Here is a 19,398-nt window from a genome sequence, read left to right as displayed (position 1 = left end):
CCGGCTGGTAGGCTCTAACATCCCTCCAGAAGAATGGAACTATGACCAGCCAGGATCCCTCATCCGGAGCCGCATCCCTGCTCGGGGTTTCCTATGTGATGCCGGTGCTGAATGACGTGACCCATGTGCGCGCCGCCGTGACCAGTCTGCTCCGCCAGGACTACTCGGGGCCCTTCGAGGTCACCCTGGCCCTCGGCCCGAGCATCGACGGCACAACCGAACTGGTTGAGGAGATGGCCGCGGTTGATCCGCGCATCCGCATCGTGGCGAACGAGATCGGCTCCACCCCGGCAGGCCTCAATACGGCTATCCGCGCCTCGCAGTACGCGTTCGTCATTCGCGTCGACGCCCATTCGGTGCTGCCGCCGGACTACGCCCGCATCGCCGTGGAGACGCTAGAGCGTACCGGCGCCGACAATGTCGGCGGCGTCATGGACGCCCAGGGCGAGAGTCCGTTCCAGAAGGCCGTCGCCCGCGCTTACGGCACGAAGATTGGTCTCGGCGGCACGCCCCTGCACATCGGAGGCCCGGAGGGCCCCGCGGAAACCGTCTACCTGGGCTGTTTCCGGATGGACAGCATCGTGCGCGTCGGCCTCTTCGACGAGGGCATCAAGCGCGGCCAGGACTGGGAACTCAACCGCCGCCTGCGCGACCAGGGCGGCATCGTCTGGTTCACACCCCGGCTCCGGGTCGTCTATCGGCCCCGGCCGAGTCTGGCCCGGCTGGCCCGGCAGATGGTGTCCACCGGCCTCTGGCGAGGGGAACTCGCCCGCCGCTATCCCGAGGACAACGGCATCCGTTACTTCGCCCCACCCGTCATGGTCCTGGGTGTCACTGTCGGCACTCTGGCAGGCCTGGCCGGCCTGGTTCAGCTCCTCACCGGGGCGAACCCGTGGTTGCTGCTCGGTCTTCTGATTCCCGCCGCCTACCTGGGGCTCGTCGCCGTGGCCGCGGCCCTGGTGACCCGGCCGGACGGGTTTCGTGCCGGGCTGTGGTTTCTCGTAGTCTTGCCCTGCATCCACTTCTGCTGGGGAATCGGCTTCCTGCTCGGGTATCTGAAACTCACCACCAACATCACGGCCCATACCGGAAGGCACCAATGACGTCAGCGAATCCCGCGGCGACTCGACCCTCCTCAATCGGCGAGCTGCGCCGGGTGGCCCAACCGCCGGAGGTTCGGCTGCGGTCCAACGCCGAGCACTGGACGGCGTCGCTCTACCTGCGCGACATCTCCCCGTATCTGACCTGGCTGCTGTTGAAGACCTCCATCTCGGCGAACGGCGTCACCGGCCTGATGATCCTGGTCGGCTGGGCCACGGCGGCCGCGCTGCTCATTCCCGGCGTCTGGGGCGCGATGCTCGCCCTCCTTCTTGGGCAGCTACAGATGTTGGTCGACTGCTCTGACGGGGAGGTCGCCCGCTGGCGCCGGCAGTCCTCCCCGGCCGGTGTGTTCCTCGACAAGGTCGGGCACTACACGACAGAGGCCCTCATCCCGATCGCGTTCGGGATCCGTTGCGCCTTCTACCCGTTCGAGGCCCCCGCCGACTTCCTGTGGACCACGCTCGCACTGCTGCTCGCCCTGATCATCGTGCTGAACAAGGCACTCAACGACATGGTGCACGTGGCCCGAGCGAACGCCGGCCTCACCAGACTCGCCGATCGCAAGCACGAGCAGACCCCGACGTCGAGCCTCATCGCCCGCGCCCGCCGCCTGGCCCGGTTCCTCCCATTCCACCGGCTGTACCATTCTGTCGAACTGACCATGCTGATCTTCGTCGCCGCGGTCGTCGGCAGCTTCCTCGGCGAGCCGACGGTCGACCGGTTCGTGCTGGTCGTGCTCGTCCCGCTGGCCTTCCTCTCACTGGTGGGTCACTTCGTGGCCATCATGGCGTCCAAGCGTGTCCGGTCCTAACGCGTCACCGGTCGGGCCCGCCCTGCCGACCGTGGGGGTCGTGCTGCTCACCCAGGGCACCCGTCCCGACGACCTTGCCCGCGGCATCCGAAGTCTGCTGGCCCAGCAGGACGTTCTCCTGGACATCGTGTGCGTGGGCAATGGCTGGCAGCCGACCGGGCTGCCGGACCAGGTGAAGACGCTCGGCCTGCCCGAGAACCTGGGCATTCCGGCCGGCCGCAACCGCGGGGTCTCCCGCATCGCGGGCGAGTTTCTCTTCTTTCTCGACGACGACGCCAGCATCCCGGACCCGCACTTTCTGCGAGATGCCATCGACATGCTGCGGGCGGATTCGACCATCGGCCTCCTGCAGCCCCGGGTGGTCGACCCGGCCGGGATCGCGTCGCCGAGACGCTGGATTCCGCGCATCCGCAAGGGCGCGGCCACCCACTCCAGCAACGTCTTCTCGGTCTGGGAGGGTGCCGTGCTACTACCCCGGGCCGCCTTCGACGCCACCGGGGGCTGGGCCGAGCCTTTCTTCTACGCCCATGAGGGCATCGAGCTGGCCTGGCGTGTCTGGGACCTGGGCCTGCGCGCCTGGTACGCCGGCGAGCTGGAAGCGAATCATCCCGTGATCGAGCCCACCCGGCACGCCGACTACTACCGACTGAACGCGCGCAACCGGGTCTGGCTGGCCCGCCGCAACCTCCCGGTCCTGCTTGTGCCCGTCTACACCGGGTCCTGGCTTCTGATCCAGGTGCTGCGCTGGGCCCGAAATCCGGGCGCGCTACGCGCCTGGCTCGCCGGTTTCCGCGAGGGGTGGACCACCGACCCGGGGGAGCGGCGTCCCCTCAGGGCGCGCACGGTATGGCGGATGACGCTGGCCGGCCGGCCGCCTATCGTCTAACGATTCCGTCGTCACGTCCCCTTTGGGGGGCCAGCGGCTCTCGGTCGAGTGGCATCGTCGGTACTCTTGATGGGTGGGTATTCAACGAGACGTCAGGCTTGGGCTCAAGCTGGTCAGGGACGTCACGGCGTCCCGCAAAGCACAGCGGCTGCTGAACGGGCGGCTGTCCACGCGTGAGCCGCTGCCCCTGAATCACTTCAAGATCGCGGTCTACTTCGCCGACGGCGACGTCAATCTGTACCAGATGCGGCAGTGGTACAAGCCGCTCGCGAAGCTCGCCGAGACCTGGCCCGTCCTGGTGCTGAGCCGCAGCGGGGCAGGTGCCCTGCCGCTGATCGATGAGTCTCCGCTCCCGGTTGCCTACGTTCGCCGGGTCGTCGACCTCGAGCGGGTGCTGGCGCAGCAGGACATCCGGATCGTGTTCTACGTGAACCAGAACACCCGCAACTTCCAGATGATGCGCTACGGGGGCCGCTGGCACGTTTTCATCAACCACGGTGAGAGCGACAAAATGTACATGGTCACGAACCAGATCAAGGCCTACGACTACGCCTTCGTCGCCGGCGACGCCGCGATCGCCCGTCTCGACAAGGTGCTCTGGGACTACGACTTCGACAAGCGCGCCCTGAAGATCGGCCGCCCCCAGGCTGACTTCTACTCCGGGGCGACGCCGTTCGCCCCGGACGAGCGCCAGGTCATCCTCTACGCTCCGACCTGGGAAGGCGACCGGCCCGCCGCCGCCTACGGCTCGATCGCGTCCCACGGCGTTGCCCTGGTGACGGCACTGCTGGCCTCGGGCCGGCACCGCGTGATCTACCGCCCGCACCCCCGCAGCGGTGTGGTGAGCAGCGAGTACGGCGCGGCGAACAAGACCATCATTGCGGCCATCGCGACGGCGAATGCACGGGATGCTTCGGCCCGGCACATCTACGACGCGAGCCCCGACCTGGGTTGGCAATTGTCGGCAGCGGATGTCGCCATCGTCGACATCTCGGCGATGGTCTACGACCGGCTGGCCTCGGGCAAGGCCCTGATGGTGACCCGCCCGGTCGACCCCTCCGCTCAGATCGACTCGAGCGGCTATCTCTCCGACTGCGAGTGGCTGAGCGTCGACGATGCGGGGAGTATCCTCGGCGTTCTCGACGATCTCACCCATGACAGCGAGGCCCATGACCGGCTCAAGATCTGGGTCGAGCGCTACTTCGGCGATACCGGTCCCGGAGTCGCCACGGAGCGGTTGCACGCCGCCGTGGCACACCTGATGGACGAGTGGGAGCGCTTTGACGCCTCCCACCCGCAGGCCGTGAGCCTGGACGTGGCCGAACCGGCCATCGACGCGCCGACGGACGAGGTCAGCGACGTCGATAAGCTCTAGTCTGCACGGGGCGGTGTCGGCGTGGTCGGGTCGGGTGCGCCGGGCATCCGTCGCCGGGGGGACAGCCGGCCGGACAGGCCGGTCAGCGACAGCCGAGTGATCCCGGGGATGCGGCGGACAGGCGATTCCCGAACGACGATCCGCACCCGGGGGTCCAGTTCCTCACGGAAACCGACCGGCGGCTGGCCGAATGCGAGCCGCGACGAGTGAACGACCCGCGAGCCCAGGATGTGGTTGCCGGCACCCCCGATGATGGCGCCCACGCCGAACGGCAGGGCCTTGCCGATGAAGCTGGCGCCGCCCTTGGCGGCGAATTGCCGAATGAAACTGCTCTTCAGCCGGTCGGTCAGCGGTCCCATGATGGCCCGGGGAATGCTGGTCGTGACGAGTTCGCCCCAGTAAGCGGTGCGCGGGACGCCGGAGCCGGAGACCTGGCCGGCCAGCTGGCGCACCAGGTCTGAGCCTTCGCGGCCGAGCATCATAGTCATCACCAGAGCGCGTGCCCGCTCGGGGTCCTCGACCGTGATGCCGTGCACCTCGCTCACCGACTGCGTGAACAGGGCGGTGGCCTCGAGGAACCCGGCCGTCTCCACGCCGGAGATGGCCAGGGTGACGGCGGTGCCGACCCCCGGGATGACCGCCGTCGCGCCGACCGCGGCACCCCCGGCGGTGACGGCGGCGAGGTAGCGCCGCTCCAGGATCTGGATGATCTCCACGGGCGACGCCTGTGGGGAACGGCGGCGCACGGAACGGATGTGCGCGAGCACGGCAGGACGGTGGATCGCCATCACGCGGTCGAAGCCCGTGACGATCCCGGTGGGGAGCTGGCCGCCCCTCGGCAGGCCGCCCGTCTCGGAAATAATCGGCTTGGTTTTTCTGGCCATCAGAGTGCCCTCCCTCAGTGTCCCGATGAGTTTACGTGCCCCGGCTGGGTGCCACTGGCGGAAAACTCGGTGCGCGCCTATACAAGGAGAATGCCTGAGCCGAAGTCAGAAGCATCCCGAATCCTCGGAGTCCGCCTGCGTCGGCGGAGGCGGCAACTGTCCCTCAATCAGGAGGCCGTCGCCCACCTGGCCGGCCTCAACGTGTCCAACTACGCGCGGATAGACCGGGGACATGGCAACCCCACCTTCCACACCCTGATCCGGCTCGCCACAGTGCTCGGCATTGAGCCGGGCGATCTGATGACCGGGTTCAATTCCGCTCACCTGCCGCCCTCCCGGGACGGCCTGGAAGATCCGGATGCCGTGATCGCCTCGGCCCGTTAGGCCGACTTGATGCCGTATTGCGAGTTGTAGAGCGCCAGCACCTCGGTGATGGGGGCATCCAGAACCAGCGCACCCTTGTCTAGGTAGAGGCCTCGGGTGCAGAAGCGCTTGAGGTCCCGCTCGTTGTGGGACACGAAGAACAGAGTTCGCCCACCGGCGAGCAGTTCCTCGATCCGCCGGTAGCACTTCTCCCGGAACGCCTTGTCGCCGACGGCGAGCACCTCGTCCACGAGCAGGATGGGTTCCTCGAGCCGCGAAATCACGGCGAACGCGATGCGTACCTTCATCCCACTGGACAGGTGCTTGTAGGGCGTGTCGACGAAGTCGGCGATCTCGGCGAAGGCGATGATCTCGTCGAAGCGCGCCGCGATCTGCTTCTTCGTCATCCCGTGCAGGCCCGCGGTCAGGTAGACGTTCTCGCGCACCGTGAGGTCGTCGACAAAGCCACCGGTGATCTCGATCAGCGGGGCCACACCCTCGGTCACACGCACCGAGCCCTCGTCGGGCAGCACGACCCCGGTGACCAGCTTCAACAGAGTCGACTTACCCTGCCCATTGCGACCGACCACGCCGATCGCCTCGCCGCGCCGCACCGTGAACGACACGTTCCGCAGCGCCCAGAACTCGTTCGGGCGGATGCGCCGCCTCCGGGCGGCGAACAGGTCCTTGAACGAGCGCCGACCGCGACGATTGCGGCGGAAACGGATGCCGACACCCCTGAGGGTGATCACCGGTGCCGACACTAGATCTCCTTCAGGACGGCGCGCTCGGTGCGCGTGAAGACAACCAGGCCGACGACAAGGAAGAGGACCGACATCAGCGCGCTGATCAGCACGAGAATCCAATCAACCTGTTCGGGGAAGAACGCGGCCCGGTACAGGCTGAACAGGCCGCTGAGCGGATTGAAGCCGGCCCAGAACTGCAGTTCCGTGGGCAGGTCCGCGGTGCCGTAGATGATGGGCGATGCATAGAACAGGAAGCGGAGGATGAGCTTGACGGCCCGTTCGAGGTCGCGGAAAAAGACCACGAGGGGAGCGACGATCAGCCCGATCCCTGCGGTCAGGATCGTCTGAAGCAGGATCGCGAGGGGAAAAAGGGCCGCACCCGCGCTGAGTTCCGCCCCGGCGACGAGTGCGAACAGCAGAAGCACCGGGATGGACGCCACAAACTCGATGCCCTTGGACAGCACGAGCCGGTTCACCCAGATCGTGCGGGGGATTCGGGTGGATCGAATCAACTTCGCCTCGCGCAGGAACGCGCGGGTGCAGTCGGACACGGTGCCGTTGAACCACATCCACGGCAGTAGCGCCGACAGCAGGAAGACGATGTACGGTTCGTTGCCCACCGTGCGCTGGAATACCTGGGTGAAGACGAACCAGTAGATTCCGGCCATGACCAGAGGGTCGAGAATCGACCAGAAGTAACCGAGCAGCGACGTCGAGTAGCGCACCCGCAGGTCCCGCTGTGTGAGCAACCAGAGGGAATGACGGTACCTGGCGAAAGACGTGCGCTGCTCGGGGCGCACTTCGGCGTAACTACTCACGCGCTCTATCGTAGGGGCGCGACGCGCGCCCTACGCGAACGGCGCCGCTACACGAAGAGGTTCGCCCGTTCGAGATCCTCGGCGAAGTCGACCTCGACCGCGTAGAAATCGGAGATGTCGAGAGGCTCGACCAACAGGTTGTTCTTCTCGATCGCGAGTTCGATGCCGCGCTCGAAGTAGTCCTGGTCGGCGACCTTCGTCAGGTGGTGGAGCAGTACGGCCTTGTACGCGCTGGAGATGTAGTTGATGCCCACGGCCTCGCCCAACCCGCCAGTGACGGTCTTGGAGAGTTCTTTGATGTAGCCCTCGGCGCTGGTCGTGTACTTGACCTCCTCGTCGGACACCTTGGAGGTGTTGACGGTGACGAAGGACTGGTCTCGAGCGACCATCGCGGCAGCGCGGTCCAGAATGGCCGGGTCGAAGACGACGTCGCCGTTCATCCAGAGCACACCGCCGGTGGTGGACGCCTGGAGAGCGCGCATCAGGCTCTTCGAGGTGTTGGTCTGGTCATACTCTTCGTTGTAGACGAAGGATGCCTGCGGGAAGGCCTCGATGATGTGCTCGAGCTTGTAACCGACCACGATGGTGACCTTCGCCTTCTTGCCGAAGGCGTGCGCGATGTTGTCGAACTGCTGCTGCATGATCGTTCGACCGTCGTTGAGTTCCGTGAGCGGCTTCGGAAGCGAACGACCGAGTCTGCTTCCCATACCTGCTGCCAAAATGACTACCTGGGTGGTCACGATTGTCTCCTCAAAAAAGAATTCGAGTGACCGAGACTCCCTCAGATTTAGATCGAGTTTGTCTAGGGTTCACTTGTAAGTTCACGTATAGACACACCGTTATGCCAACTCGAGAGTACCCTATGCCCTCGGTCGGGGGGAAGGGCGGGCTCCTTTCCGTGTTGCTTTCGTGACACGGGCGCCCGTGTCTGGACAGGGCCTGACTGTGTTTCCGAGTGACCCCCGAAACCTGCGTTGTCAGACGGTCCTTGGTAGGTTAGCGAGGTGACTCCAGCGCCCCCGACATCCGAGCCCAACGAGCAGAAGGTGCCCTCTTCTGCACCAGATTCTGCTGAAATACAGGCCACGACGCCGGCTGTTGTGCGCACGGTCCCGGTGCGCAAGGCCCCTGTTCCCAAGGCGCCGCCGCGCACGAAGGCTACCCCCCGTGTAGCCGCCGGGCGACCGAGTACGGCCCGCGCAAAAGCGGCTGCAGAGGCGAGGGAGGACGCCCCCGGGGCGCCCCTTCCGAAGGAACCCGCGGCCAGGACGACCCCAAAGCCCACACCGAGACCGGCCCCGAAAAGACCCGTCGCAGCGCCGGAGTCTGACTCTGACGGCATCTCGCCGGCGGCCGACGCCCCGACACTCGCCACTCCTCCCATTACCGCGGCCGCCAGGACCGCGGCTCGCACGACGTCGGCTCGCACGACGCCAGCACGGGCCACGGCCGCACGCACGGCAGCGGCCAAATCTGAGTCCGTCGTGAAAACCGGTGTGGCCCGGTCCAGTGCGGCCAAGGCCAGCGCAGCGCGGGCTGCGGCCATCCGGGCGGCGACCTTAGCCGCGGCCGCGGCCGCCGTCGCCGAACCTGACGCGGAGTCAGTCGAACCTGTCTCTGAGCCTCTCGCCACTGACTCTGAGAGTGTCGAACCTGACGCGGAGCCTGCCACGCAGGTTCTTCCGGAGTTCATCCCGTCGCCGGGCGAGGAGGCCGAGCCGGTCCTGGTCGCCGCGCTGTCCGTGCCCCAGCCATTCGCTGCCGACACATCCGGTGCCGACGCATCCGTTTCGGCAAGCATCGAACTCATGCCCGAAACGGAGCTGCTGCCCGGGTCCGCCGAAACGGAGCTGCTGCCTGTCCCCGCCCCCGCTGCCACGAAACCGCCCGTCGTGAAACAGGCCTCCCGCAAGCGCGCCCGGGTGATTGCGCCGACTGCGCTCGCTCTCGCCCCGCCGGTTGTGCTGGCGGTCAGCGGTCTGCACAAGAGCTTCGGCCGAACCGTGGCGGTATCGGGCATCGACCTCGAGGTTCGCGCCGGGTCGTTCTTCGGGATCGTCGGACCCAACGGCGCCGGCAAGACAACGACGCTCTCCATGGTCACCGGGCTGCTCCGGCCGGATGCGGGCACCGTCACGGTGAACGGCATCGACGTCTGGGGGAGCCCGATGGCCGCCAAGCGCATCATCGGCGTTCTGCCTGATCGACTGCGCCTGTTCGACCGCCTGACCGGAGCCCAGCTGCTCTATTACTCCGGGGTGCTCCGGGGTCTCGACGACGTCACCGTGCGGCAGCGCGCGGCCGACCTGGCAAGCGCCTTCGGTCTCGAAGACGCGCTTAATCGCCTCGTCGCCGACTACTCGGCCGGCATGACGAAGAAGATCGCACTCGCCTGCGCGATGATCCATTCGCCGCGGCTGCTTGTGCTCGATGAGCCGTTCGAGTCCGTCGACCCGGTCTCCGCCGTCAACGTCACGGAGATCCTGCAGAAATACGTCGCCAGTGGTGGAACGGTCGTGCTGTCGAGCCACGGAATGGATCTGATCCAGCGCGTTTGCGATCATGTCGCCATCATCGTGGAGGGCGCGGTGCTGGCCTCCGGCACCATCGACGAGGTTCGCGGCGAAAAAACGCTCGAGGAACGGTTCATCGAGCTGGCCGGCGGACGCAAGGTGGCGGAGGGCATGGAGTGGTTGCACAGTTTCTCGGACTGAAAGTCCGCCTACTCGCCAATCTGTTCCGGCGCAGCCCCTGGCAGGTCGTCGGCATCGTGATCGGCCTGCTCTACGGCCTCGCCCTGGCCGTCGGCCTCTTCGTAGTGCTCGTCGGGCTGCGCTTCACGGGAGATCCCGTCGCCATTCGCGACGGCCTGGTCGTCGCTGGATCACTCGTCGTGCTCGGCTTCCTGCTGTTCCCGCTGGTCTTCGGAATCGACGACACCATGGACCCGCGCAAATTCGCGACCATGGGCATCCCGACCCGGAGGCTGTCGCTCGGTCTGGCGCTGTCCTCTCTGGTCGGGGTGCCCGCGTTCGTGCTCGCGGTCGTGCTGCTCGGCACGGTCGTGACCTGGTCCCGCGGCCTCTTGGAGACGGTGCTCGCCCTCGTATCCGCCATCCTGCTGCTGGCCACCTGCATGCTCGGGTCCCGGGTGAGCACGTCGTTGGGGGCGTTCTTGCTGGCCACGCGTCGATCCCGGGAATTCACCGGAATCATCGGAGTGCTGCTTCTGGTGATGATCGCCCCCGTCGTGCTTCTGGCGCTCAACTTCGATTGGGGTCGCTACGGCCTCGACCTGATCGGCGGGCTGGCGGGCATCCTCGGCTGGACGCCCCTCGGTGCGGCCTGGGCCGTTCCCGGAGATGCCTCCACCGGGCTCTGGGGTGCGGCCGTGCTCAAACTGTTGATGGCCGCGGCAACGACGTACCTGCTGTGGCTGACCTGGCAGGGCCTGGTGGCACGGATGCTCGTCACGCCCGGCCGTGAGGCTCAGGTCCGCCAGTACGGCGGGCTCGGGTGGTTCGACAGCATGCCGCACACTCCGATGGGTGCGATTGCGGCCCGTAGCCTCACCTATTGGCGCCGCGACTCCCGGTACTGGATGTCGGTGATCGTCATCCCGGTCATCCCTCTGATCGTCATCTTGCCGCTGTCATTCGCGGGGTTGCCGATCTCCTACCTCGCTCTTCTGCCGGTGCCGTTGATGAGTGTGTTCCTGGGCTGGACCCTGCACAACGACGTCGCCCTGGACCACACCGCGGTCTGGCTGCACGTGGCCTCCGGCACCCGCGGATTCGAGGACCGGATGGGCCGGTTGGTTCCCGCACTCTTCGTGGGAATCCCGATGATCGCGGCGGGGTCGGCGATCAGTGTGTCGGTCTACGGCGACTGGGCGGTGATGCCGTCCATCCTGGGGGTGAGCACCAGTATCCTGCTGACCGGGCTCGGGCTCTCGAGTTATTCATCGGCGCGCTTCCCCTATCCGGCGACCAAGCCGGGAGACAGCCCTTTCGCTCAGCCTCAGGCGTCGGACACGGCGGCCGCGCTGATCCAGTCGTTCACGTTCGCGGGGTCGATCCTGCTTTCGCTCCCGGCTCTCGCGTGCGCGCTGCTCGGCGTCTTCGTCGACCCGGTCTGGAACATCCCGGCGCTCGTGCTGGGTGTCGCCATCGGTCTGATCACGCTCGTGGGCGGGGTCTTTCTGGGTTCGCTCGCGTTCGAACGGCGCGGGCCGGAGATGATCGCCTCCGCCGTGCGGGCCTAGGCGTCCTGACGTTCGCGTGGCGCGCGTGCTGCGCCGCGGCGCCGGTGGCACGCCACGCGCGGAGGGGCGCAGCTCCCGCGCGACTCGCTCGCGGTATCCGCCCGGCTCCGGCTCGCGGGCAGGATCAGGCAGGCCTGCCGGTGCGCCCGCGGGTTGTTTAGACTGAGTGCATGACTGATCACTTTCGCGCGAGCATCGCAGAACCCGGAAACCCCGGCACCGGTGGCGGCACCTCGACGCTCGACCGTGAGCTCGAGCAACTCCTCAACCAGGAGCACATCGAGCCGGGCGACCACGAGCGCTTCTCGCATTACGTGCCCAAAGACAAGATTCTCGAATCGGCCATTTCCGGCAAGCCGGTGCGCGCCCTCTGCGGCAAGAAGTGGTTGCCCGGACGCGACCCGGAGAAGTTCCCGGTCTGCCCGGCCTGCAAGGCCATCTACGAGAAGATGAAGGCCTGACCTGTCGGTTGAGCGCTACAGGTACAGGGTCGGGATGACCGGGTCGCCGCGCCCGAGGCGGAAGGCCTCGATCGGCAGTTCCTGCATGACGGCTGCGTGGTGCGCGCGGGCGCGGGTCGTGCCGGCCGCCCCGAGGTAGCTTTCGTCGATCACGCCGTCGGTGATCAGAGGCACCAGCAGCACGCGGTCCCGGGCGGAAGGCTCCGCGGGCGGAGTGGAGCCGGCCGGATCCTCGCCGATCAGGACGACTTCGGCGCGCGCGATCCCGGCGGAGTCGAGCCGTCGCACGGCCCGCTTTCGGCCGCCGACCGAGCTCTTCGCGGGCGAGGTCTTGGCGACGGGCACCCAGTCGCCGGCGTCGTCGCGGTGCGCGACAAGTTTGTAGACCATCCCGGCGGCGGGGGAGCCCGAACCGGTCACCACCGATGTGCCCACGCCGAAGGCGTCCACGGGCGACGCGGACAGGGCGGCGATGGAGAACTCGTCGAGGTCGCTGGTGACGGTGATGTGCGTGTTGACGGCACCGAGCGAGTCCAGTTGGCTGCGGGCCTCGGCCACCCTGGTCGGCAGGTCGCCGGAGTCGATCCGGATCGACCCGAGCGCAGGTCCGGCCACCCTGACGGCCAGTTCGATACCCGCGGCAACGTTGAAGGTGTCCACGAGCAGGGTGGTGGCCGGTCCGAAGGCCGCGACCTGGGCACGGAAGGCGTCCTCCTCGCTGTCGTGCAGGAGAGTGAAGGAGTGGGCGGCGGTGCCCATGGTGGGCACGCCCCAGCTGCGGCCGGCCTCCAGGTTGCTGGTCGAGGCGAAACCGGCGATGTAGGCGGCCCGGGCGGCGGCGACCCCGGAGTACTCGCCCGTGCGGCGCGAACCCATTTCGGCGAGGGGGCGGCCCAGGCTGACCGAGACCATTCGTGCGGCGGCGCTGGCGACGGAGCTGTCGTAGTTGAGCACGCTGAGAATCAGGGTTTCGAGAATGACGCATTCGGCGAAGGTGCCGTCCACCGTGATCAGGGGAGAGCCCGGGAAGTAGACCTCGCCTTCCTGGTAGCCCCAGATGGTGCCGCGGAAGGCGTAGTCGGCGAGCCAGTCGATGGTGGGCTCGCGCACCACACTGTTGTCTCTCAGCCAGGTGAGTTCGGCATCCGTGAACCGGAAGGCCCGAATGAGATCGAGCAGCCGCCCGGTGCCGGCCACGATGCCGTAGCGGCGGCCGGAGGGGAGGCGCCGGGCGAAGGCCTCGAACTGGCACTCTCGTCCGGCGGTTCCGCTTTGGATCGCGGCGTCCACCATGGTGAGTTCGTAACGGTCGGTGCGGAATGCTGAGGATTCGGTCACCCGGAAAGCTTATCCGCCCCGCCCCGCCCCGCCCGGCCCGGTACGTGTTCTTGTCGGAGTAGAGGGCCTACAGCGCCCCGAAGGCGACGATGCAGTTCTGCCCCCCGAAGCCGAACGCATTCGCCAGGGCGAACTTCACCGGCTTCTCCCGAGCGATTCGCGGCACGTAGTCGAGCGTGCAATCCGGGTCGGGGGTCGTGTAGTTGATGGTGGGCGGGATGATGCCGGTGCGGACCGACAGGGCGCAGAGCAGGCCGGAGAGGGCACCCGCGGCGCCGATCATGTGGCCGGTCATCGACTTGGGGGCGGTGACGGCGATGGAGTCGGCAGCGTGCCCGAGTGCTTGGCGAATCGCCGAGGTCTCGGCCCGGTCGTTGGCCTGAGTGGACGTGCCGTGGGCGCAGATCATGTCGATGTCGCTCGGGTTCAACTTCGACTTGATGAGGGCGCGGGTCATGGCCAGGCTCGCGAACTTGCCGGTGGGTTCGGGCGCGACGATGCTGTGGCCGTCGCTGGTGAGGGCGCCGCCCAGCACCTCCGCGTAGATCTGGGCGCCGCGGGCTCGGGCGTGGGAGAGCAGCTCCATCACGAAGACGACCGCTCCCTCACCGAAGACGAGCCCATTGCGGTCAGCGTCGAACGGCCGTGAGGCCTCGGCCGGGGAATCGTTATTCTTGGAGGCCGCGTGCATGGCGTTCAGGCCCGCGAACATGACGGGCGTGATCGCAGCCTCGACCCCGCCGGCGATGACGACGTCGGCGTCACCCATGACGAGCATGGTGCGTGCCTCGAGGAGTGCGTAGGCCCCGCTGGCGCAGGCCAGGGCACTCGCGTTGACCGGTCCGTGGACGCCGAGGTCGATCGCGATCTCGCAGGCGGCCATGTTCAGCAGAGCGGAGGGCACGAAGCGCGGCGGGATGCGCCGGGAGTCGCCGGAGTTGACGAGCTCGGTGGCTTCCTGGATCTCCGCGAAGCCGCTCACGGCGCTGTTGACGACGACCGCCGTGTCGATGCCTTCCATGGATGCGCCGAAACCGGCGTCAGCCACCGCCTCGCGGGCTGCGGCGATCGCGAGCTGCGAGGCCCGCGATGCGCGCTTGACCTGCTTCACGGTCATCCGCTCGGCCGGAATGAAGTTCTTCACCTCGCCGGCGATCTGCGTCGGCAGACCGGCGGGATCGAATTGGGTGATCCGGGCTACGCCGCTGCGGCCGCCGGTGAGGCCCGACCACGTGTCGCGCCAATTGTTGCCCAGGGGCGTCAAGGCGCCCAGCCCGGTGATTACAACTCGATCATTCACGGTGATCATCTCCTCAAACAACGAATGTGACGTCATTCTGGTGGGGCGTCCGTCGGTTGGCGGGAGCCATATTCCGAGTGTAGTTACGGCCATATTCCCCGAATGGAACGTGCTGACGCCACCGGGGCGAGACTGGGAATGTGCCGTCAATCTCCCTGTTCGGGGGGTGATCCCCGGCCGCGCCGGAACGGGTGCCGCGCGTGCGCCGGTGGGGGTCGAGGATTCCGACTAGGCTCGACTGTCGTGACGGATGCACCGATTGGAATCTTTGATTCCGGAGTGGGCGGCCTGACTGTCGCCCGGGCGATCAAGGATCAACTGCCCAATGAATCGATCCTCTACATCGGAGACACTGCGCATTCTCCGTATGGCCCGAAGAGGATCGCGGATGTGCGCGGTTTCGCCCTTGACGTTCTCGACGACCTGATTGCCCAAGATGTGAAAATGCTGGTCATCGCCTGCAACACCGCTTCGGCCGCGATGCTCCGAGATGCCCGAGAGCGCTACAGCGTGCCGGTGGTAGAGGTCATCCAACCGGCCGTGCGCCGTGCCGTGCGCACCACCCGCAACAAGCGGGTCGGCGTGATCGGCACTCTGGGCACAGTCAAATCGCGCGCCTACGACGACGCGTTCGCCGCGGCCACCGACATCCACCTCCTGACGCAGGCGTGCCCACGGTTCGTCGAATTCGTCGAGGCGGGAATCACCACGGGCGACGAACTACTGTCGGTCGCCGAAGGCTATCTCGCCCCGCTGCGGACCGCGGATGTCGACACGCTCGTTCTCGGATGCACGCACTACCCCTTCCTGCGCGGTGCCATCTCCTACGTGATGGGGGACACCGTAACCCTCGTCTCCAGCGACACCGAGACGGCCAACGACGTGTACCGGCTGTTGGTGAGCCAGGGCCTGGAACGCACCGAGCAGGCGCCGCCCAGCTACCGGTACGAGGCCACCGGCGACAGCGCCGACGATTTTCTGCACCTGGCTCACCGGCTGATCGGGCCGGAAATCGGTCGCGTAGACCTGGTCGAGACCGGGTCCTTCAGTTTGAGCGAGCTTGCCGAGTTCGCCGCATCGCATCCCAACCCCAAGGAGACCACGTGACCGACACCGTGCGCGTAGACGGACGAACGAACGACCAGCTGCGCCCCGTCACGATCGAGCGCGGTTGGAGCGACCAGGCCGAAGGGTCGGCCCTGATCTCGTTCGGGCGCACCAAGGTGCTCTGCACGGCCTCGTTCACCAACGGCGTACCGCGCTGGATGGCCGGCAAGGGAAAGGGCTGGGTCACGGCCGAGTACTCCATGCTGCCGCGCTCCACCGACTCTCGGATGGACCGCGAATCGGTCAAGGGCCGCATCGGCGGGCGCACCCACGAGATCAGCCGTCTGGTCGGACGCAGCCTGCGCGCCGTGGTCGACATGAAGGCGCTTGGCGAGAACACCATCGTGTTGGACTGCGACGTGCTCCAGGCTGATGGGGGCACCCGCACCGCGGCAATCACGGGAGCCTACGTGGCCCTCGCCGACGCCCTCGAGTGGGGCAAGGAGAAGAAGTTCCTCAGCCAGAAGGCCCAGCCTCTGATCGACAGCGTCGCGGCCATCTCCGTGGGTATCGTCGGCGGTGAGCCCATGCTTGACCTTGCCTACACCGAAGACTCCCGGGCCGAAACCGACATGAACGTGGTCGTAACCGGACGCGGCCTCTTCGTGGAGGTGCAGGGCACGGCCGAGGCCGCGCCGTTCGACCGCACCGAACTCAATTCTCTGCTCGATCTGGCGCTGGCCGGGACGATCTCCCTGACCGAGTTCCAGACGACGGCGCTGGGGCGCTAGGGCCATGCAGGTCGTTCTCGCCACCCACAATCAGCACAAGGTCGAGGAGCTGCGGCGCATCCTCGCCCCCCGGCTCCCCGACCTCGACGTGCTGGCCTACGACGGCCCCGAGCCGGTCGAAGACGGCGTCACCTTCGCCGAGAACGCTCTGATCAAGGCGCGCGCCGCCGCCGCGCACACCGGTCTGCCGGCCATCGCCGACGACTCCGGCATCTGCGTGGACCTCCTCGGCGGTTCGCCCGGCATCTTCTCGGCCCGCTGGGCCGGGCCCGCCCGGGACTCCGACCAGAACCTGCAGCTGCTGCTCTGGCAGTTGGGCGATGTGGCCGCGGAGCACCGCGGCGGACACTTCACCTGCGTCGCCGCGCTGGCCATGCCCGACGGCACGGAGTGGCACGTGACCGGGGAATGGCCCGGGCGGATCCTGACCGAGCCGAGCGGCGCCGGCGGCTTCGGCTACGACCCGATTTTCCTGCCCGACGGCTATGCGATTTCCGCCGCCGAGCTGACCCCGAACGTGAAGAACGAGCACAGCCACCGGGCGAGGGCCTTCGGCAAGCTGATTCCGGTGCTGGAGACGCTGCTGGAAGCCTGACCGGCGCATCCGTCTCGACTGCTGAGAACGGCACTCATTCCCAACTGACGGCTGAACTGGCGGCCGAATGCCCGCGGCCCTAGCGTGGAGGCATGGGCCATGATCACGCGCACACCTCGCAGACGAACCGGGCGCGTCTGTCGGTGGCGATCGGGATTGTCGCCGCGGTGCTCGTGGTGGAGGTCGTCGGCGCCTGGCTGACCGGTTCCCTGGCCCTGCTGGCGGATGCCGGCCACATGTTCTCCGACCTCGCGGGTCTGATCATCGCTCTGACGGCCACCGTGGTGGCCGCGCGGCCGGCTACCGACCGGCAGACGTTTGGTTACCAACGGGCCGAGGTGTTCGGCGCCCTGCTGAACGGGCTCATCCTGCTGGGGGTTGCCATCGCCGTCGTGATCGGCGCCGTCGGCCGACTGGTCGACGCCGGCGGCAGCGAGGTGCGGGCGACTCCCATGCTGGTCGTGGCCGTGATCGGCCTCCTGGCCAACGTCGCGGCCCTGCTCCTGCTGCGCCCGGCGGCCGGGTCGTCGATCAATATGCGCGGCGCTTACCTCGAGGTGCTCGGGGACACCCTGGGCTCGGTGGCGGTCATCGCCGCGGCCGGGGTCATCCTATTGACGGGCTTTGTGCAGGCCGATGCGATCGCGTCGCTGATCATCGCCGGCATGATCGCGCCCCGAGCCCTCGTGCTGCTGCGCGACGTGGTGCGGGTGCTGAGCGAATCGGTGCCGGCCGACACGGATGTCGCAGAGATCCGGCGGCACCTGCTGGAAACGAACGGCGTGGTGGCGGTACACGATGTGCACGTGTGGATGATCACCTCCGGGGCCCACGTCTTCAGCGCCCACGTCGTGGTCGAACCTGTGGTGCTCGGCTCGGGTGGCTCCGGCGCACTTCTCGACGAGCTCTCCGCGTGTCTGGCCGACCATTTCGATGTGGACCACTCGACGTTCCAGCTCGAGCCGGCCGAGCACGCGGCGCACGAGGAGAACCCGCACCGGTAGCGTGACCCGCCGGGGGCAGCCCGGACTGTGCAGAGCTCAGAGCTCAGAGGTCGTGTTTGTGCTCGTCGTGTTTGTGCTCGTCATGCGTGTGCTGGTGGGGATCCTCGAAGGCGTCGGCGTCGAGGACGAGGCTTCCGGTCTGGATGGTCCGTCCGGCGCGCGCGTCACGGCGGGCTCTGGACGCGGACTGTAGGTAGTGGAAGACGGTGGGGATGAGCGTGATGAAGACCGCGGCCAGCAGGATGATGTCGATGTAGTTCTGAACGAAATCTGCGACTGGTGGGATGTAGCCGAGGAAGAAACCGAAGTAGGTGAGGCCGGTGCCCCAGAGGAGGGCGCCGATCAGGTTGTACAGCGAGTACTTGCGGTAGTCCATGTGGCCGACGCCGGCCGCGACCGGAGCGAAGGTGCGCACGATCGGCACGAAGCGGGCCACGATGACGGCCACGCCGCCGAAGCGAACGAAGAACGCGTTCGTGCGCTCGACGTTCTTAATGCTGAACAAACCGGATTCTTTGCGCTCGAAGACCCTGGGCCCGAACTTGTGCCCGATCAGGTAGCCGACTTCTCCGCCGAAAAAGGCCGAGAATCCGATGGCCAGGGCCACCCACCAGATGTCGATCTGGATGACCCCGGCAAAGGTCAGCAGGCCGGTGATGACCAGCAGGGTGTCGCCGGGAAGCAGAAACCCCACCAGCAGGCCGGTCTCGGCGAAGACGATCGCGCAGACGCCCAGGAGGGCCCAGGGCCCGAACCCGTTGATCAGGACTTCCGGGTCGAGCCAGGGGATAACTGCCGTGGGAAGCAGGGCCGTATGAATCACTAAGAAACTCCTGTGGGCGTCGGTCAGATCGGCCGGGCGGCGGGATCACTGTGTGCTCTGTTACAGGCTAACGCGGTTTGCCGACAGTGCGCCGTGGGCTCGCAGGGGGTCACGGGGCCTGGACCACTGTCGGGTCGTCGAGCGCACTGCGGGCATCGAGCCGGTTCTGGGCGCGATCCATCAGCAGGGTGCGCATGCCGAAGACGATTGAGGCCGTGATGAAGACCCCGGCGATGACATAGGCGGCGCTCGTCACGCCGGGGATGGCGGCCGCGTAGTAGCCGGTGAGGGTGAGACCCACGCCCCAGGCCAGGGCTCCGACCAGATTGCTGGTCAGGAACGTGTAGTAATTCATGCGGCCGACGCCGGCGATCACCGGCACGAAGACGCGGCCCCATGGCATGAACCGGGCGACGACCACTGACCACCAGCCGTACTTGTGGTAGAAGGTCTCCGTCTTGGCGATGGCCGTGCGGGTGTGGCGGCCGCCGTGGCGGTCCAGGTAGGAGCGGCCGAAGTGGCGACCGAGTAGGAAACCGACCTGGTCACCCAGGAACGCGGCGATGCCGGTTCCGACGGCCAGAACGGCGATGCTCAGGCTCGGCGTGGATGCAGCCACCAGGCCGGAGCCGAAAAGCAGGGAGTCGCCGGTGATGAACGGGATGAAGATCCCGAGGAACACCGCCGTTCCGGCGAAGACCAAGGCCCACACGAGCAGATAGAAAAGTACGACGCCGGTACTCTCCAGCAGTTCGTTCAATTGGCCGTCCAGGGCCGAGATGTGACTCATG

General features: G+C 67.1%; 20 protein-coding genes. 12 read left to right on the top strand and 8 right to left on the bottom strand.

What is annotated here, in order from left to right; all coding sequences use genetic code 11:
* The first annotated feature begins 41 nt into the window (after positions 1-41).
* From E3O62_RS12545 to E3O62_RS12530, 4 genes are all read left to right on the top strand, one after another.
* On the top strand, positions 42-1,103 hold the full coding sequence (locus E3O62_RS12545) for a glycosyltransferase family 2 protein (protein WP_241973480.1): 1,062 nt from the start codon (positions 42-44) through the stop codon (positions 1,101-1,103).
* Complete coding sequence (locus tag E3O62_RS12540; RefSeq protein ID WP_134398722.1) at positions 1,100-1,912, top strand: CDP-alcohol phosphatidyltransferase family protein; 813 nt, start codon at positions 1,100-1,102, stop codon at positions 1,910-1,912. The genes E3O62_RS12545 and E3O62_RS12540 overlap by 4 nt, the downstream gene beginning before the upstream one ends.
* Positions 1,899-2,798, top strand: a complete 900-nt coding sequence (locus tag E3O62_RS12535; protein ID WP_134394276.1) for a glycosyltransferase family 2 protein — start codon at positions 1,899-1,901, stop codon at positions 2,796-2,798. Before E3O62_RS12540 ends, E3O62_RS12535 begins: the two co-directional genes overlap by 14 nt.
* A 73-nt stretch (positions 2,799-2,871) precedes the next feature.
* On the top strand, positions 2,872-4,173 hold the full coding sequence (locus E3O62_RS12530) for a hypothetical protein (protein ID WP_134398721.1): 1,302 nt from the start codon (positions 2,872-2,874) through the stop codon (positions 4,171-4,173).
* On the opposite strand, the gene E3O62_RS12525 is transcribed toward E3O62_RS12530, so the two are convergent.
* The gene (locus tag E3O62_RS12525) at positions 4,170-5,057 is read right to left on the bottom strand and encodes a hypothetical protein (protein ID WP_241973479.1); all 888 of its coding nucleotides are present in this window, start codon (positions 5,055-5,057) and stop codon (positions 4,170-4,172) included. The two genes, E3O62_RS12530 and E3O62_RS12525, sit on opposite strands and share 4 nt — an antisense overlap.
* A 90-nt stretch (positions 5,058-5,147) precedes the next feature.
* Between E3O62_RS12525 and E3O62_RS12520 the strand changes: the two genes are divergently transcribed.
* The gene (locus E3O62_RS12520; protein ID WP_134398720.1) at positions 5,148-5,441 is read left to right on the top strand and encodes a helix-turn-helix domain-containing protein; all 294 of its coding nucleotides are present in this window, start codon (positions 5,148-5,150) and stop codon (positions 5,439-5,441) included.
* Here the strand turns inward: E3O62_RS12520 and E3O62_RS12515 are convergent.
* Genes E3O62_RS12515 through E3O62_RS12505 form a run of 3 tightly spaced genes read right to left on the bottom strand, consistent with a single transcriptional unit; the run spans position 5,438 to position 7,724 of the window.
* Entirely contained in the window at positions 5,438-6,184 is a 747-nt protein-coding gene (locus E3O62_RS12515; RefSeq protein WP_134398719.1) for an ABC transporter ATP-binding protein, read from the bottom strand. The genes E3O62_RS12520 and E3O62_RS12515 overlap by 4 nt on opposite strands.
* On the bottom strand, positions 6,184-6,984 hold the full coding sequence (locus E3O62_RS12510) for an ABC transporter permease (protein WP_241973478.1): 801 nt from the start codon (positions 6,982-6,984) through the stop codon (positions 6,184-6,186). The genes E3O62_RS12515 and E3O62_RS12510 overlap by 1 nt, the downstream gene beginning before the upstream one ends.
* 47 nt (positions 6,985-7,031) lie before the next feature.
* Positions 7,032-7,724 carry an NTP transferase domain-containing protein gene (locus tag E3O62_RS12505; RefSeq protein ID WP_134398718.1) on the bottom strand — a complete coding sequence of 231 codons (693 nt, stop codon included), beginning with the start codon at positions 7,722-7,724 and terminating at the stop codon, positions 7,032-7,034.
* A gap of 744 nt (positions 7,725-8,468) precedes the next feature.
* Here E3O62_RS12505 and E3O62_RS17165 point away from each other — a divergent pair.
* The 3 genes from E3O62_RS17165 to E3O62_RS12490 all read left to right on the top strand — a co-directional run bounded on the left by E3O62_RS17165 (position 8,469) and on the right by E3O62_RS12490 (position 11,709).
* Complete coding sequence (locus tag E3O62_RS17165) at positions 8,469-9,698, top strand: ABC transporter ATP-binding protein (protein ID WP_241973477.1); 1,230 nt, start codon at positions 8,469-8,471, stop codon at positions 9,696-9,698.
* Entirely contained in the window at positions 9,674-11,248 is a 1,575-nt protein-coding gene (locus E3O62_RS12495; protein WP_241973476.1) for a PAM68 family protein, read from the top strand. Before E3O62_RS17165 ends, E3O62_RS12495 begins: the two co-directional genes overlap by 25 nt.
* A 170-nt stretch (positions 11,249-11,418) precedes the next feature.
* Complete coding sequence (locus E3O62_RS12490; protein WP_104171578.1) at positions 11,419-11,709, top strand: DUF3039 domain-containing protein; 291 nt, start codon at positions 11,419-11,421, stop codon at positions 11,707-11,709.
* Positions 11,710-11,724: 15 nt separating this feature from the next.
* On the opposite strand, the gene E3O62_RS12485 is transcribed toward E3O62_RS12490, so the two are convergent.
* Both E3O62_RS12485 and E3O62_RS12480 read right to left on the bottom strand, forming a co-directional pair.
* Positions 11,725-13,047, bottom strand: coding sequence for a nicotinate phosphoribosyltransferase (locus E3O62_RS12485; protein ID WP_134398717.1), 1,323 nt, complete (start codon positions 13,045-13,047; stop codon positions 11,725-11,727).
* A 67-nt stretch (positions 13,048-13,114) separates the two neighbouring features.
* Positions 13,115-14,347, bottom strand: coding sequence for a beta-ketoacyl synthase (locus E3O62_RS12480; protein ID WP_198410542.1), 1,233 nt, complete (start codon positions 14,345-14,347; stop codon positions 13,115-13,117).
* 243 nt (positions 14,348-14,590) lie between these two features.
* On the opposite strand from E3O62_RS12480, the gene murI reads away from it, so the two are divergent.
* The 4 genes from murI to E3O62_RS12460 all read left to right on the top strand — a co-directional run bounded on the left by murI (position 14,591) and on the right by E3O62_RS12460 (position 17,784).
* Positions 14,591-15,454 carry a glutamate racemase gene (murI, locus tag E3O62_RS12475; RefSeq protein ID WP_134394269.1) on the top strand — a complete coding sequence of 288 codons (864 nt, stop codon included), beginning with the start codon at positions 14,591-14,593 and terminating at the stop codon, positions 15,452-15,454.
* The gene (rph, locus tag E3O62_RS12470; RefSeq protein WP_134394268.1) at positions 15,451-16,185 is read left to right on the top strand and encodes a ribonuclease PH; all 735 of its coding nucleotides are present in this window, start codon (positions 15,451-15,453) and stop codon (positions 16,183-16,185) included. Before murI ends, rph begins: the two co-directional genes overlap by 4 nt.
* Positions 16,186-16,189: 4 nt before the next feature.
* A complete protein-coding gene (gene rdgB / locus E3O62_RS12465) occupies positions 16,190-16,780 on the top strand; it encodes an RdgB/HAM1 family non-canonical purine NTP pyrophosphatase (protein WP_134394267.1) in 591 nt (196 codons plus the stop codon).
* Between the two features lie 92 nt (positions 16,781-16,872).
* Positions 16,873-17,784, top strand: coding sequence for a cation diffusion facilitator family transporter (locus E3O62_RS12460; RefSeq protein ID WP_134394266.1), 912 nt, complete (start codon positions 16,873-16,875; stop codon positions 17,782-17,784).
* 43 nt (positions 17,785-17,827) lie between these two features.
* Here the strand turns inward: E3O62_RS12460 and E3O62_RS12455 are convergent, their stop codons facing one another.
* Together E3O62_RS12455 and E3O62_RS12450 are read right to left on the bottom strand one after the other, a co-directional pair.
* A complete protein-coding gene (locus E3O62_RS12455) occupies positions 17,828-18,607 on the bottom strand; it encodes a DedA family protein (protein WP_370448926.1) in 780 nt (259 codons plus the stop codon).
* 109 nt (positions 18,608-18,716) lie between these two features.
* Positions 18,717-19,397, bottom strand: a complete 681-nt coding sequence (locus tag E3O62_RS12450; protein WP_134398716.1) for a DedA family protein — start codon at positions 19,395-19,397, stop codon at positions 18,717-18,719.
* Position 19,398 lies beyond the last annotated feature (1 nt).

The sequence above is a fragment of the Cryobacterium sp. TMT2-15-1 genome, assembly GCF_004402345.1.
GTDB classification, from domain to species: Bacteria; Actinomycetota; Actinomycetes; order Actinomycetales; family Microbacteriaceae; genus Cryobacterium; species Cryobacterium sandaracinum.
Note: the sequence above shows the minus strand (reverse complement) of the source record. Positions and strands in the feature narration are given on the sequence as shown.

Coding starts and splice junctions, on each gene's coding strand:
- E3O62_RS12545 (WP_241973480.1), top strand. CDS start 42: ATGACCAGCCAGGATCCCTCATCCGGAGCCGCATCCCTGCTCGGGGTT.
- E3O62_RS12540 (WP_134398722.1), top strand. CDS start 1,100: ATGACGTCAGCGAATCCCGCGGCGACTCGACCCTCCTCAATCGGCGAG.
- E3O62_RS12525 (WP_241973479.1), bottom strand. CDS start 5,057: ATGGCCAGAAAAACCAAGCCGATTATTTCCGAGACGGGCGGCCTGCCG.
- E3O62_RS12520 (WP_134398720.1), top strand. CDS start 5,148: ATGCCTGAGCCGAAGTCAGAAGCATCCCGAATCCTCGGAGTCCGCCTG.
- E3O62_RS12490 (WP_104171578.1), top strand. CDS start 11,419: ATGACTGATCACTTTCGCGCGAGCATCGCAGAACCCGGAAACCCCGGC.
- rdgB (WP_134394267.1), top strand. CDS start 16,190: ATGCAGGTCGTTCTCGCCACCCACAATCAGCACAAGGTCGAGGAGCTG.
- E3O62_RS12460 (WP_134394266.1), top strand. CDS start 16,873: ATGGGCCATGATCACGCGCACACCTCGCAGACGAACCGGGCGCGTCTG.
- E3O62_RS12450 (WP_134398716.1), bottom strand. CDS start 19,397: ATGAGTCACATCTCGGCCCTGGACGGCCAATTGAACGAACTGCTGGAG.